Annotated in this window: 13 protein-coding genes; 6 read left to right on the top strand and 7 right to left on the bottom strand. The window is 66.2% G+C overall.

Features of this window, described 5'->3' with window-relative positions; genetic code table 11:
- Positions 1-14: 14 nt before the first annotated feature.
- Positions 15-791, bottom strand: coding sequence for a DUF5131 family protein (locus ACQY8M_RS14675; protein WP_428673339.1), 777 nt, complete (start codon positions 789-791; stop codon positions 15-17).
- A gap of 12 nt (positions 792-803) precedes the next feature.
- Complete coding sequence (locus ACQY8M_RS14670; protein WP_428673337.1) at positions 804-1,910, bottom strand: three-Cys-motif partner protein TcmP; 1,107 nt, start codon at positions 1,908-1,910, stop codon at positions 804-806.
- Between the two features lie 357 nt (positions 1,911-2,267).
- Here ACQY8M_RS14670 and ACQY8M_RS14665 point away from each other — a divergent pair, with 357 nt between their 5' ends.
- The 3 genes from ACQY8M_RS14665 (at position 2,268) to ACQY8M_RS14655 (ending at position 4,158) form a co-directional block, all read left to right on the top strand.
- Positions 2,268-3,035, top strand: a complete 768-nt coding sequence (locus ACQY8M_RS14665) for an endonuclease/exonuclease/phosphatase family protein (RefSeq protein WP_428673334.1) — start codon at positions 2,268-2,270, stop codon at positions 3,033-3,035.
- A 137-nt stretch (positions 3,036-3,172) separates the two neighbouring features.
- Positions 3,173-3,655 (top strand): type II RES/Xre toxin-antitoxin system antitoxin, encoded by a 483-nt coding sequence (gene parS / locus ACQY8M_RS14660; protein ID WP_428673331.1) that lies wholly within the window; start codon positions 3,173-3,175, stop codon positions 3,653-3,655.
- Positions 3,652-4,158: an RES family NAD+ phosphorylase gene (locus tag ACQY8M_RS14655; protein ID WP_428673328.1), complete on the top strand. Its 507-nt coding sequence runs from the start codon at positions 3,652-3,654 to the stop codon at positions 4,156-4,158. Before parS ends, ACQY8M_RS14655 begins: the two co-directional genes overlap by 4 nt.
- A gap of 92 nt (positions 4,159-4,250) precedes the next feature.
- Here the strand turns inward: ACQY8M_RS14655 and ACQY8M_RS14650 are convergent, their stop codons facing one another.
- Both ACQY8M_RS14650 and ACQY8M_RS14645 read right to left on the bottom strand, forming a co-directional pair.
- A complete protein-coding gene (locus ACQY8M_RS14650) occupies positions 4,251-4,691 on the bottom strand; it encodes a hypothetical protein (RefSeq protein ID WP_428673325.1) in 441 nt (146 codons plus the stop codon).
- 4 nt (positions 4,692-4,695) lie between these two features.
- Positions 4,696-6,087, bottom strand: a complete 1,392-nt coding sequence (locus ACQY8M_RS14645) for an APC family permease (protein ID WP_428673322.1) — start codon at positions 6,085-6,087, stop codon at positions 4,696-4,698.
- Positions 6,088-6,263: 176 nt separating this feature from the next.
- Here ACQY8M_RS14645 and ACQY8M_RS14640 point away from each other — a divergent pair, with 176 nt between their 5' ends.
- The 3 genes from ACQY8M_RS14640 (at position 6,264) to sbmA (ending at position 9,242) form a co-directional block, all read left to right on the top strand.
- On the top strand, positions 6,264-7,598 hold the full coding sequence (locus tag ACQY8M_RS14640; RefSeq protein ID WP_428673319.1) for a S8 family peptidase: 1,335 nt from the start codon (positions 6,264-6,266) through the stop codon (positions 7,596-7,598).
- A 21-nt stretch (positions 7,599-7,619) separates the two neighbouring features.
- Positions 7,620-7,850, top strand: a complete 231-nt coding sequence (locus ACQY8M_RS14635; RefSeq protein WP_428673317.1) for a hypothetical protein — start codon at positions 7,620-7,622, stop codon at positions 7,848-7,850.
- A gap of 141 nt (positions 7,851-7,991) precedes the next feature.
- Complete coding sequence (gene sbmA, locus ACQY8M_RS14630; protein ID WP_428673314.1) at positions 7,992-9,242, top strand: peptide antibiotic transporter SbmA; 1,251 nt, start codon at positions 7,992-7,994, stop codon at positions 9,240-9,242.
- Positions 9,243-9,387: 145 nt separating this feature from the next.
- Here sbmA and ACQY8M_RS14625 read toward each other — a convergent pair whose 3' ends face one another.
- The 3 genes from ACQY8M_RS14625 to ACQY8M_RS14615 are packed head-to-tail and all read right to left on the bottom strand — an operon-like array spanning position 9,388 to position 12,991.
- The gene (locus ACQY8M_RS14625; protein ID WP_428673311.1) at positions 9,388-10,353 is read right to left on the bottom strand and encodes a CobW family GTP-binding protein; all 966 of its coding nucleotides are present in this window, start codon (positions 10,351-10,353) and stop codon (positions 9,388-9,390) included.
- 19 nt (positions 10,354-10,372) lie between these two features.
- Entirely contained in the window at positions 10,373-12,034 is a 1,662-nt protein-coding gene (locus ACQY8M_RS14620; protein WP_428673308.1) for an amidohydrolase, read from the bottom strand.
- Between the two features lie 42 nt (positions 12,035-12,076).
- Positions 12,077-12,991: an SMP-30/gluconolactonase/LRE family protein gene (locus ACQY8M_RS14615; RefSeq protein ID WP_428673305.1), complete on the bottom strand. Its 915-nt coding sequence runs from the start codon at positions 12,989-12,991 to the stop codon at positions 12,077-12,079.
- Positions 12,992-13,304: the final 313 nt, after the last annotated feature.

The raw sequence follows: 13,304 nt of genomic DNA, 5'->3' as shown, positions 1-13,304 counted from the left end.
GATTCTTCCGGCGTTCACTCTGCGAATTCCATTGTGGGCTGGAGTTCGTAGCGCCGCGGCAATTGATCCCACGTCCTGCCATCTAGCTGGCGGCCAGTCCGCTTCTTGTTCACGCCGCCCCATTGTTTGAAATGAAACGCCACATTCGCCACGATGCATTGGTCGCGAATTGATCGCACCCAGTCAATCGGCATCGGCCGGGCGTTGGGTCCGCTTTCGCCGCCCGCAATTGCCCAATCGATGCCATTAAGATTCAGGCCCTCTAAGGGCCCCAGAAGGGGCTCTAGGCTCAAAAACTTAACAGCCGCATGCGTACGGCGAAGATTATCGATCCGATCCACATAGTCGGCATTCTCGACGCTCACGCCAAGCCAAACGTGCTTCGGCCATGGCAGGGCCGACGACAACTCTTCGGCCCGCTCTGCCCGCTTAGTGAGGACCTGATACGTGTGCTGCGGAGTGTTCACCATGGTAGTGAAGACTTCTTTGATGAACTCCAGTGGCACGTCCTCATGGAAGAGATCTGACATAGAGTTGACGAAAATCGTGCGCCCGACTTTCCACCGCTTCGGAATGTCCAGTGAAGCGCGGTCAAGGTTGATGCGCCCGTTCCACTTGTAGCGACCACCGGACTTACGAGTGATCGCGGTGTACTTCGGTTGGCCCATCGCTTCGAGACGCGCGGCGAGTCTCATGGCGTAGCAATTCGTGCACCCCGGCGAGAGGACTGTGCACCCCGCAACCGGGTTCCAGGTCGACTCGGTCCATTCGATCGGTGAGTTGGTAGCCATGGATGAAAATCCCTATGGGAATGTTATTTCGATGTGTTTGGCGAGCGTGTTCCTGTTGTGTTTGCTACAGGTGATCTTACCCTCGGCCTCTAGCTCCAGCAGGACTTGACGGTAGTTGGGTCTCAAATAAGGCTTATCCACGCTGTGCTGCTCATAGAGCCTCTCATGCACGATCGTCTTGCCGGCATAGTCCTTCACGAGCGATCTTTTGAGCCGTGAGAGAGAAAAGTTAGATAGCGAGAACAGAAGCGGGTTCGACTGGTCTGCCGGAGAGTAGGTGAAAGTAGCTACTCCCTCGTGCTCCGATGAGCTCTCCTTTGCCATTATCCCTTTCATGATGTCGTATCCGAGAAAGTGTTTCGAGACGAACACGAGTATGTGAGACGTGCGTGTACCATTGAGGTTTCGGAACCGGAACGGTAGGACAAAGGCTCTAGGTGCAAGCTCCTTGATAGCTTGGGCAAGGTTCTCCAAGATATGCGCTTCTCTCTCGTTGGGCGTCATCTTGCGTAGCTTTGGCCTCATCTTCGCGGCGCGGTCTTCTCCGAACAGGGCGTCGATATGCTTGTCGACGATAGAGTTGCCGAAGCCAGCATTGACGCGATTGTAGTTGAGGAAGAAAACGCAGTCGCAACCCCAATCCTTAATGACACCGTTAACGAGTTTCAGCGATAGCCCTTTGTATCCCCATGGGTCCACGAAGCTGAACATTGGTATGAGGCGGGTAGTGGCGAGCCATTCCGTGAACGCCTCATCGACCGCACCGCATCTAACCTGCGGAGTATGCTTGAGGGTCTTTATGCCCGGCAGCTTGTCGATTTCTTCCTGCAACGTGCTGGTGTGCTTGTCATCGGCGTCATTAAACATGGATACAAGCATCTGCGACATCTGCGGGTGCTGGATCGCTTTTTCCAAGACCAAGAGCGGCGTGGACTTCGAGCCGTCCTTGTATCGTCCGGGCCCCGCGTACAAGTCCATGTACCCGATCTTACCTCCCCTGCCTGCGGCGGTCGTCAACACAACCTGTGCCCATGTGGCAAAGTACTTCTCGATAATCCGAGCCTTAGCCTCGGACTCGTCAGTTCGCTCATCAAAGAACTTCCCGCTCTTCGTTGCCACCCACAACCTCCCAAAGCTGCATTTGGCAGAACTTTATCTCGTTTTTGTGCGCGAGAGTACGGAACATACCAAGAACGAACGATACGCGCAACACACCAAGTTGGGCTTCGGCCGCGTTCCTGTGGCTTATTTAGTCCCTTCGTTTAGCCTGCGACTAGAACAAGCGAGAAGAGTACGCGCGCCTTCGCATCTTGCGGAATCCCGAGAAGGCGCTCGTCGGCGCGCCCTTGAGAAAGACGGGCCTTCCCTGCGCCGTCCCTAGGAACAGTTCTTCGCCGACTCGCACCGTTCGGCGGCATCGCCATGCTCTACATTATGACCACTCGATCGTTTCCGCCTGAGGAGCATCCTTCCACCATGCCGTTCCGCGTCGTCACCTTGAATCTTGAGCAGGACCACAAAAGGTGGCCGGCGCGCCGGCCGCTGATCGAGGCGGAGCTCGGGCGGCTAAAGCCGGATATCGTGGGGCTGAACGAGGTCAGCGTGCCGCTGCAGAGCGCGCAGCTCCTGCGCACGGCGCTTTCGGCGGCGGCGGGCGCCGGCTACGGGCTGGTGCAGCAGACGAAGGTCAACGGCCTGTCGAAGGTCGAGGCCGAGGCGATGCTGTCGCGCTACCCGGTGATCGAAAGCGGCAATCTCGACTATCAGGCGGGAGACATGGTCGCGCTGGTCGCCCGGGTCCTTGTCGATGGGTCGCCGCTGGATGTTTACGTGACCCATCTCTACCGGTCGCGTGGCGAGGAGTCGCTGCGTCTGTTTCAGGTGCAGCAGCTGCTGGCGTGGATCGATGCGCGCGACCCGGCGGTGCCGCGCATCGTCTGCGGCGACTTCAATGCCAGCCTCGACAAACCGTCGGCGGCCCTGATGGCGACGCGCTTCCGCCCGACGCAGACCGAGCCGACCGCCTTCACGGCCCTCGCCGACCAAGACGGCTCGGTCTCGCATCCCTATTGGCCGCGCCTCGACCGCTGCATCGACTACATCTGGGTCTCGCCCGACATCGAGGTGGTCGGCAGCGGCGTGTGCTTCGACACGCCGAGCCCCACGGATGCCACGCTGTGGCCGTCCGACCACGCCGGCGTCTGGGCCGATCTGGCCTTCAGGTTGGAGGCAGGACCTTCTTAGTCGCGCCGATTTTCCGTCATCCCGAGCGGAGCGACAGGAAGGAGTTGGCCGGTGTGAGTCGGCATCGCGAAGTCACCGCAGGAGGCTTGAAGTGTGCCAGATGGCGTATTAATTATGCCATCTGACGGAGAAGCCCTATGACCCGTGTCGATCTCCCCATTGCTGGCGCTGAAGAGCACAAGTTTGCGGCCATTTCCGAGTTCCTCGGCGGCAGCAGGATCTTCCCGAAGGGGCACAGGCCGACGACCGACCTGGAGGCTCACGAAGCCCTCGTTCGCGGCCTGCCGGGCGTATCGGTCGGCTATCTCGTGGACCATCTGCAGCATCTCGAGTGGCAGGCCCTCGAAGGTCCCATTGCGATGAGCCTGCGGACGTTCCAGCGCGTGAAGCGCGAGAAGAAGCTGCTGGACCCGGATCGCAGCAGTCGTGTCTGGAAGTTTGCCGAAGTCCTGGCAAAGGCCACGTCGGTGCTGGGGAGCCAGCAAAAGGCCGAGGAATGGCTGGCCAGGCCGGCGCAAGGGCTCAACGGGCACCGGCCCATCGATTTGCTGGCGACGCAGACCGGCACGGAGCTGGTCGAGCAATTCCTGGAGCGTCTGGACTACGGCGTCTACGTTTGACGCTTCCGCTGTCTCCTTTCCCGATCGGCGGCCCTCTCCTCGCCTGGCGCCTCGATCGCGATATTCATGCGCCGGGCTGGGACAGCGGGGAAGGCGCCTGGCGCGTGGGCGGACGCTGGAACAGTCCGGGCGTCAGGGCCGTCTATTGCTCTTTCGACGCCGCGACGGCGCTGATCGAGGTCGCGGTGCACAAGGGCTTCGAGACGATCGATCTGGTGCCGCACGTTCTTTCCTGCGTCGAGATCCTCGAACCGGCGAGCGTCTTCACCGTTGAGCCGTCGGGCCTCCCCGATCCGGACTGGCTGGTTTCGGGCATCCCCGAAGCGGCGCAACAGAAGTTTGGAGACGAGCTGCTCGCCAGGCATAAGTTCGTTGCCATTCCCAGCGCGGTTTCGAGGAACAGCTGGAACCTGCTGTTCGTGGCGGACAACGCCAAAGGCGCCTACAGGCTCAGATCGCAGGAGCCCTACGTGCTGGACAAGCGCCTCAAGCGGCCGAGGTAAGGCCGCTGGGAGCGCGGCTCTCCAGAGCCGCTCTTTCTTCGGTTCGCCCAATGCTATGAGCGGCTCTGGAGAGCCGCGCTCCCAGCAGGAGACTATTTCGTCTTCCAGCCTGGGCAGATGTGCGCCGCGACGTAGAAGGAGATCGTTTTCTCCGCCACCGGCTTGCGGCCAATATCGGCGGCATGGCCCGCCTTCGCTTGCGCTTCGGTCGCGCCCTCGCCCAGAACCTGGAACTCGCGGCTCGTGCACCAGATGCGGCGCAGGACGTAGGTCGTGCCGGTCTTGGCGTCGCGGCGGGTCAGCACGTCGACGATGTCGGGGCCGGTCCAGACCTGCTGCAGCGCCGTCAGCCGCGTGCTGTGGTGCCACGGCACGGCGATGAGCTTGGCGTCGGGCTGGACGGGCGGCGGCGGGGCGGGCGGGCCGGCCAGGGAAAAGAAGATCGCCGCGCCGAGCAGCGGGCCGGCGGCCAGCGCCAGGAGGACCGGGCCCTTGCGCGCCGACAGCGCCGTCCTGTCGCCGGGCATCGTCATGGGATCAGGCCTCCTTGTCCGAGAAGATCGCCTGCACCAGCTCGGGCCGGCGCTTGCTGAAGCGCCAGAACCAGGCGGCGCCGACGGCGAGGTAGGCGAGGAACAGCCAGGGCAGCAGGTTCGCTGGCCAGGGCGGCACGGGCCAGACGCTGCCCAGGATGACGAAGGTCATCATCAGCGTGCCGGCGCCGCTGAACAGCAGGTGGCGCACGGCGAGCGTGCCGGCCTGGAACTGGTCGAGCGGGGCGGCGAGGCAGATCAGGAAATAGATCGCGAGGAAGCCGAAGGTCGCGAGCGTGCCGGCGAAGCCGAACGCCGCGAGGGGCCCGAGCGGCAGGGTGACGAGGCAGCCCAGCAGGATGACCGCGACCGACAGGCCGACCGCCGTGGCGGGCGTGCGGTGCCGGGGGTGCACGGTCGCGAGCGCGCGGGCGAGATAGCCGTAGCGGGCCATCGAGAACAGCAGGCGCGAGACGGCGTTGAGCGAGGCGAGCAGGCAGGCCAGGCCGCTGATCAGGGCGCCGAAATACATCGCCGTTCCGGCCGCGCTGAGGCCCGCGCGCTCGGTCATGGCGATGAACGGCGCGCTGCTGTCGCCCAGGGCGCGGGTGTCGTCGCCCATGCCCAGCACCATGAAATAGGTGATGGCGATGAAGAACAGGCCGGCCAGCAGGGCGCTCATGGTGACCGCCAGCCCAACATTGCGGGCGGGATTGCGCGTCTCGCGGGCGAGCGTGGCGGCGCTTTCGAAGCCGACGAAGCTCAGCACCGCGAAGGTGAGCGAGGTCATGATGCCGCCATAGCCCAGCTTGCCGAAATCGAGCTGCTTGGGATCGATCACGGTGCCGCGCTGGGCGACGACGATCGCGGTGATCAGGACCAGGATGCCGATCGAGGCGACCTCGAGGACCAGCCCGAAGCGCGACGACAGGCGGATGTCGCGATAGGCGGCGAAGCCGGTGACGCCGAGGAAGACGCAGATCGCGAGGCCGGGGTTGGGCGTCAGGGCCTTGAGCCCGAGGCTGGCGAGGAAGTTCTCGAGGAACAGCACCTCGGCGAAGGCGACGGCCATCGCGCTCACGAGATAGCCGCCGATCATCAGCCAGCCGGCGATCAGGCCGGTGAGCGGCCCGGTCGTGCGGCCGATATAGATGAAGTAGGAGCCCGACAGCGTGTGGCGGCGCGACAGGGTGGCGATGTTGAGGGCGACGAAGAACACCCCGGTGCTGGCGATCAGGAAGCCGAGCCACGAGCCGCTGCCGGCGAGGCCGGCGATGACGGCGATGTTGATGGCGGGTGTGAGCGTCGGCGCCATGTTCGCCACCGACTGGCCGATGCAGTCCACCAGCCCGAGCGCATTGCTGCGCAGCTGCGGCCGATCCTGCTGACTGCTCACGCGAACTCCCCCGCTCTCCGGCCGCCATCGTAGGAAGGCGCGGCGGGTTGGGCAAACTCACAAATCATACTCCTCCAGGAGATCGTCGCGACCGGCAACGGTCGGGGTTGTGTCGCGAACTCCAGTATGGCAACCTGCAGTAGTGTACTCTGATCTACTTCGCCAAGGAGGATACATTGACGGATATTGATCGAACTCTGCCAACCGCCAATCCGGGCCGCCTTGGGCTCGTAATGCGGTTTGCGCCAGGAGCCAGTCGGACAGGCGTTCAGAATCTGGCAGGCACCGGTCTCAGGATCGCTTCGTCATCCGAATTCAAGACCGCCGCTGCCGTGCCGAACGACTTCGACGGTGCGGACGTGCAGTACTTCGAACGCTTCGGCATCGCCATCATCCGGCGAGACCCCGAGCGCGCCGGCCCGATGCTCCGGCGCGCCGCCGACCAGAACGTGGTGACGGCCTCTCGACCCGAGCGTCTCTACCGCGCGCTCGGTGCGCCAGGCACCCGGGATCACGAGCCCGCCAGCCCCATCCTCGGCCGGCACTCGATCCCGGGCAGGGACTACCTGATGGGCTATCGCGATGGCGTGACGCACGTCGTCCATCATCTGCTCGATGGCCGGGACGCTGGGATCAGTCGGGCAAGCGCGCAACTCGAGGAGCGGGTTGCAACCTGGGGTCTGGAAGCGACGAGGACCTCGCTCTCCACCCTGACGGGCGCCGGCATCAAGGTCGCCGTCCTCGATACGGGCTTCGACGACACCCACCCGGATTTTTTCGGCAGGCGGGTGACCAAGAAGGTTTTCGCATCCAACAGCCTCGAAACCGACCAGATCGGGCACGGGACCCATTGCGTCGGCACGGCGTGCGGCCCGCGGAATCCCGCCAGCGGCCCCCGTTACGGGATCGCGTATGAAGCAGAGATATACGCCGGCAAGGTCCTGGGAGACGACGGCTACGGAACCGACCGATCGGTCATCGCCGGCATGGATTGGGCCCTCGAGCAGGGTTGCCAGATCATCTCCATGTCGCTTGGAGCGGCGACGAACCTGGGCGATCAGCCGGTCGAGGACTACGAGCAGATCGGCCACGTCTGCCTCGACGCGGGCACGCTCGTCATCGCGGCGTCGGGCAACGAGAGCGCAAGACCCGGCCAGATTGCACCGGTCGGATCGCCGGCGAACGCCTCCACGATCATGGCCGTCGCGGCCGTCGACCTTTCCATGAACGTAGCGCCATTTTCCTGTGGGGGCATGAATCCTCACCAGGAAGTGGACATTGCGGCACCCGGCGTGGACATACTTTCGTCACTGCCCGGCGGGAGGTATGCGAGATGGCAGGGGACCAGCATGGCCACCCCTCATGTCGCAGGCATTGCGGCGTTGCTCGCGCAGTCCGATATGAAGTATCGTGGATGGACGCTATGGGCGCGGTTGCAGCAACTCGCTCGGCCTCTGGCCCTGCCGGCGCGAGATGTTGGGAAGGGCCTGGTCATGGCGCCACCAAATTGAACCTGGAGCGTTGCCCCTCCCATGGCCACTGGTGAACCAACAATCGACGTGACGATCCGGCTCGAGCCGGTCGATGCCGCCAGGATGGACAGGATCGTGCAGGATTTGGCACGCCTCGGCCTGGGCCGGATCGCGCGCCACGAGCGCTTCTCGATCGTGAACGGCAGTATTCCTGCCGACAAAGTTGGTTCCCTTCGCACTGTCGACGGTGTGGCTTCTGTCCGGGAAGATCAGGCTTATCGGGCTTTCTAGCCAGCCTACGGGTCGTCCGGAGGGTGTCATAGGCCACACATAGGTGTCGCCGCGCATGACTCCTCCGCCTCCTCCGGGCACCTCCCCAGCTTCGACAGCGAGGAAAGCGGGGGCGGGACGGGAATCTGCTATGGATGCGCGATGTTCTCATCGTTCTTCCCGACCCCCCGCCTCTTCTTCCCCGCCGCGCTCCTGTGGACCGCGCTCACCATGGCGCTGTGGTACGGGCTCGCCCGCGACCTCGGCCCCCAGCTCAGCCTGGGCTGGCTGGCGGGCTATGCCTATCCGCCGGCGGGGGCCGACGGGGCGAATGTCGCGGTCGAGAGCGCGCGCAACATCTGGCTGTTCGAGTACATGATCGCGACCGGCGCGCTGTTCGTCGGGCTGGTGCGCTGGCTGATGCCGCATCCGTGGTGGCGCTGGTCGGTCGCCGTCTCGGCGCTGATCGTCTTCCTGCTGTGGTTCCAGGTCCAGCTCGACGTGATGATCAACACCTGGTTCGGCTCGTTCTACAACATGGTGCAGAAGGCGCTGGCCACGCCGGGGGCGATCACCCAGGCGGAGTTCTTCGGCCAGCTCGTGACGTTCGGCGGCATCGCCATGGTCTACATCCTGACCGCGGTGCTGACGGCGTTCATCACCAGCCACTATGTGTTCCGCTGGCGCCAGGCGATGAACGACTTCTACGTCGGCCACTGGGAGCGGCTGCGCCACATCGAGGGCGCCTCGCAGCGCATCCAGGAGGATACGCAGAAATTCTCCTCGACGGTCGAGGGTCTGGGGGCGAGCCTGGTCCAGGCGCTGATGACGCTGATCGCCTTCCTGCCGATCCTGTGGGGGCTGTCGTCCTACGTGAAGGAGCTGCCGCTGGTCGGGCCGGTGCCGCAGGCGCTGGTGTTCGTGGCCGTGCTGTGGGCGGCGATCGGCACCGCCGCGCTGGCGGTGGCCGGAATCCGGCTGCCCGGACTCGAGTTCCGCAACCAGCGGGTCGAGGCGGCCTTCCGCAAGGAGCTCGTGCTGGGCGAGGACGACCCCGTGCGCGCCCAGCCGCCGACCCTGCACGAGCTGTTCGGCCACGTGCGGGCGAACTATTTCCGGCTGTACGCGAACTTCCTGTATTTCAACGTGGTGCGCTACGCCTACCTGCAGACCAGCGTGCTGATCCCCTACATCGCGCTCGCGCCGTCGATCGTGGCCGGCGGCATGACGCTCGGCGTGATGCAGCAGGTCATCCGCGCCTTCGGCCGGGTCGAGAGTTCCTTCCAGTACCTGGTCCAGTCGTGGACCACCATCATCTCGCTGATCTCGGTCTACAAGCGCCTGCGCGCCTTCGAGGCGACCTTGCGCGACGAGCCGCTGGGCCCGATCGAGGCGGAAGCGGTGGTGCGCTGACCATTCCTCCCTGGCGCAGCCGGGGAGGTGCCCCGTAGGGGCGGAGGGGTCATGGGCCACAGTCGTGGTGTTGCTCCATGACCCCTCCGGCCCTTCGGGCCACCTCCCCGCGCTTTCGCGCAGGGAGGAAGTCGAATCTTCGGCTTCAGGGCGTGCGGGACGGGTCCTGCGGCAGCAGCGCCTGCCTGATCGCGGCGGCGTCGAGCTGGCCGCGCAGGCCGATCGCGACCAGCAGGCCCGGCCGGGCGGAAGGCGGCGCGTCGTCGATCGCGGCGCGGGCGCCGACGATGTGCAGGGCGAGCCGCCGGTCGCCGTAGGCGACGATCGCCTTGGCGCGCAGGATGCCCAGCGCCGGCCCGGTCAGGCGCCGGGCCAGGGATGCGAGGTCGGCCCCCGGCGGCAAGGCGAAGGCAACCGAGTCGTAGAGCGTCGCGGCATCCGGCGCGGCCGGGTCGCCAGCGGCTGGGCGCGGCGGCACAGGTCCGTCGCGCAGGCCGAGCAGCAGCTCGGGCGCGACCGCCGCTCGGGCGGTGGCGACGCGGCGCGCGGACGGCACCTCTTGCGCCAGCCAGCGCAGCGCGGCGTCGGTCGCGACGGGGCCGGCGAGGTCGCAGCGGTTGGCGATCACCAGGTCCGCCGCGGCGAGCTGGCGGCGGATCGTGTCGCCGACATAGCGGTCGTCGGCCCGGGCGCGCACGGTCTCGGCGTCGGCCAGCACGACGATGCCGTCGAGCCGGTAGCCGGGCAGCAGCGAGAGCGCGGCGGCGACCTGGTCGGGCAGCGCGACGCCACTGGTCTCGAGCAGCACGCGCTCGGCCTGCGGCTGGCGCGCCGGCAGGTCGGCCAGGGTCTCGATCAGGTCGGAGCCGTATTCGCAGCACACGCAGCCGCCCGACAGCTCGAGCGTGTCGCCGCCGGCAGCGACGATCAGCTCGCGGTCGATCGGCACGCTGCCGAAATCGTTGACCAGCACGCAGAGCTTTCTTCCGTCGGCGGCGCGCAGCAGGTCGTTCACCAGCGTGGTCTTGCCGGCGCCGAGATAGCCGCCGATCAGCGTCACCGGCAGGCGGCCGCGCCACGCCAGCGGCGGTGCGGCCGCCGGCTGGTCCATGCTCAGGCCCCGTCCATGGTCAGGCCTCGGCGGCGGGGAACAGGCGGCCGTCCTGGACCGTGCCCCAGAGGCGAACGTCCTTCAGTTCCTCGGGCGCGATCGCCAGCGGATCGTCCTCGAGCACGGCGAAGTCGGCGCGCTTGCCGCATTCGATCGAGCCCAGCTCGCCGTCGAGCCGCAACGTCCAGGCGGCGCCGAGCGTGACGGTGCGCAACGCGTCGGCGACGGAGATGCGCTCGCTCTCGCCCAAAATCCGGCCGCTGGCGGTGCGGCGGTTGACGGCGCACCAGGCGGTGAACAGCGGGCCGAGCGGCGTCACCGGCGCGTCGGAATGGATCGCCATCGGCACGCCCGTGGCGAGCGCCGTCGCACAGGCGTTCATGCGCAGCGCGCGCTCGGGACCGACCGTGATCGCGTAATGCTGGTCGCCCCAATAAAAGTGATGGTTGGGAAACAGGTTCACGCACATGCCGAGCTGGCGCATGCGGCGGAACTGGGCGGCGTCGGCGAGCTGGCAATGCTGCAGCGTGAAGCGGTGGTCGCGCGCCGGCTGGCCGAGCAGCGCCTCCTCGAGGCAGTCGAGCGCCATCTCGGTCGCCTGGTCGCCGTTGGTATGGCTGTGCACCAGCACGCCGTGGCCGAGCGCCAGCGCATAGAGCTCGCGGATCGTCTCGGGCGGCGTGTACCACAGGCCGTTGGGCGCGCCGTTGTAGTAGCCGGGCCAGCGCAGGCGGGCGGAGAAGCCCTGGATCGAGCCATCGACGAACAGCTTGATCGCGCCCAGCCGCAGCCGGTCGGTGGTCTGGCCGCGCAGCGCCAGCGCATCGTCGAGCGCCTGCTGCGGCGTCAGCGCCTGGAAGCGACGGAACGGCACGATCCGCACCGGGAAGCGCGCCTCGCCGGTGACCCGGCGCATCATCGCCACGGCGTCGTCGGGCAGCAGGTTGGCGAGGTCGGTCGCAGTGGTCACGCCCTGGCGCACGCAGAGCCGGGCGAAAGCGCGCAGGCCCTGCTCGTCGTTGGCCATCGACTCGCGGTCGTAGCCGATGTGCCGGCCGACCATGGTCATGGCGTCGGGGCCCTTCAGCTCGCCGGTCGGCAGGCCGTCGGCGGCGAGCGGCACGCCGGGATGGTTGATGCCGGTGCGCAGCAGGCCGGCAAGCTCGAGCGCGCGGCTGTTGACGTTGAAGATATGGCCGCTGGCATGCATCACGCCGACGGCGCGGGCGGTCGAGACGCGGTCGAGGTCGGCACGCGCCATCCGCCGGTCGCCGTAATAGATCGGATCGAGGCCCCAGCCGGACAGCGGGGCGCCTGGAGCGGCGCCGGCGGCCGCGAGGCTGCGCTCGCTCTCCTGCAGGCTGGCGATCACCTCGTCGATCGAGCCGAGGCCGGGCCACGTCCTGCCGTCGGGATCCATGCGGTCGAAGCGACCGAGATAGCGGTAGCGCCAGAAGCTGCCCTCGGCGGCATGGCTGTGGCCCTCGACCAGGCCGGGCATCAGCACCTTGTCGGCGAAGGTGTCGTCGAGCGTATGGGCGCCCCAGCCGGCCAGCTCGTCGAGCGGGCCGACGCCCAGGATTCGCCCGTCCCGCACCGCGACGTGCGTCGCCTCGGGCCGGGCCGGGTTCATGGTCAGGATGCGCCGCGCGCGGTAGACGACGAAGGGACTCGAGCTCATGCGCGCACGCTACTCCGATGCCAGGATCTGAGGTGAAGGGTCTCAGGTGAAGTTGAGCTTAAGCCCCGGCGTCGGCCATTGCATCACACCGAGCTGCCCTGTGTCGGACAGGGTGATGTAGGCCGTCTTCATGTCCGCGCCGCCGAAGCAGATGTTGGTCGGGTAGACGTCGGGCATGGCGACCTCGCGCACGATCGCGCCCTGCGGCGAGAACTCGGTGATCTTACCGGTGCTGAGCGTGGCCACCGCGACGTTGCCGTTGGCGAGCACCGCGAGGCTGTCGAAGCCGGCCGGGCCGACCGGCGCGCCACCGACGACGCGGCCGGTATGCGCCCAATCCGCCTTGCTGCTGGCCAGAACACCCGGCGCCTCGACGTCGAAGGCGTAGAGGCGGGCGCTCACCGTGTCGGCGACGTAGAGCACCTTGCCGTCCGGCGAGAGGCCGCAGCCGTTGGGGCTGAGGAAGGGATAGATGAGGCAGGTAATCTTCGAGCCGTCGGGCCGCGCGTAATAGATGCCGCCGTGGTCGCGATGGCGGGCATAGCGCTTGCCGAGATCGGTGAAGTAGAAGCCGCCGGCGGTGTCGAACACCAGGTCGTTGGGCGCGCTGAGCTTGTGGCCGTCGCATTCGGTGTAGAGCACCTTGGCCTCGCCGGTCTTCGGGTCGAGCCGCTCGATCCAGCCGAACTTGTAGTCGGGATGCGGACCCTGCCCCATCGACTTGCCCTCGACGTAGCGGCTGCCGCCGTTGTTGCAGCAGTAGAGCGCGCCGTCCGGCCCGAGCGCGAGCCCGTTGGGCCCGCCGCCGTTGGCCGAGAAGACGCTGACCTTGCCGTCCGCCGTCACGCGCGAGCACCGCCCGTTGCGGATCTCGGTCAGGATCACCGACTCGTCCGCCATCGCCACCGGCCCCTCGGGAAACCCGAGCCCGCCCGCCAAAATCCGCACATCGCTCATCGCGCTTCACTCCCGCTGATTGGTTGGCGCAATTCCTAACATGCCGCCGCGATGCGCTCATGCTCATTTGGACCGCGAGCCTCCGGCTCGCTCATACGCGCATAGGGATGCACTTTTCCATGAGCGAGCCGGAGGCTCGCGGTCCGGAAGACATGAACGCCACTGGAGTGGCTCGGTCCCAGCGGAACTCATGCTACGATAGGTGATGGTCGAAATCGCCGAGGACCTTGTCCTTGCACAGCTTCGCGCGATTCGCGCCGAACTCGCTGAGGTCCAGGGATCACTCGGATAGATCAGGAGGCAGCCGGTCGAC

Origin of the sequence: Reyranella sp., from assembly GCF_965279465.1 — a bacterium.
Taxonomy (GTDB): domain Bacteria; phylum Pseudomonadota; class Alphaproteobacteria; order Reyranellales; family Reyranellaceae; genus Reyranella.
Note: the sequence above shows the minus strand (reverse complement) of the source record. Positions and strands in the feature narration are given on the sequence as shown.

Bases quoted from the DNA above. Each gene is read 5' to 3' on its own strand.
- ACQY8M_RS14650 (WP_428673325.1), bottom strand. From the start codon at position 4,691: ATGACGATGCCCGGCGACAGGACGGCGCTGTCGGCGCGCAAGGGCCCG.
- ACQY8M_RS14615 (WP_428673305.1), bottom strand. From the start codon at position 12,991: ATGAGCGATGTGCGGATTTTGGCGGGCGGGCTCGGGTTTCCCGAGGGG.
- sbmA (WP_428673314.1), top strand. From the start codon at position 7,992: ATGTTCTCATCGTTCTTCCCGACCCCCCGCCTCTTCTTCCCCGCCGCG.
- ACQY8M_RS14675 (WP_428673339.1), bottom strand. From the start codon at position 791: ATGGCTACCAACTCACCGATCGAATGGACCGAGTCGACCTGGAACCCG.
- ACQY8M_RS14625 (WP_428673311.1), bottom strand. From the start codon at position 10,353: ATGGACCAGCCGGCGGCCGCACCGCCGCTGGCGTGGCGCGGCCGCCTG.
- parS (WP_428673331.1), top strand. From the start codon at position 3,173: ATGACCCGTGTCGATCTCCCCATTGCTGGCGCTGAAGAGCACAAGTTT.
- ACQY8M_RS14665 (WP_428673334.1), top strand. From the start codon at position 2,268: ATGCCGTTCCGCGTCGTCACCTTGAATCTTGAGCAGGACCACAAAAGG.
- ACQY8M_RS14635 (WP_428673317.1), top strand. From the start codon at position 7,620: ATGGCCACTGGTGAACCAACAATCGACGTGACGATCCGGCTCGAGCCG.
- ACQY8M_RS14620 (WP_428673308.1), bottom strand. From the start codon at position 12,034: ATGAGCTCGAGTCCCTTCGTCGTCTACCGCGCGCGGCGCATCCTGACC.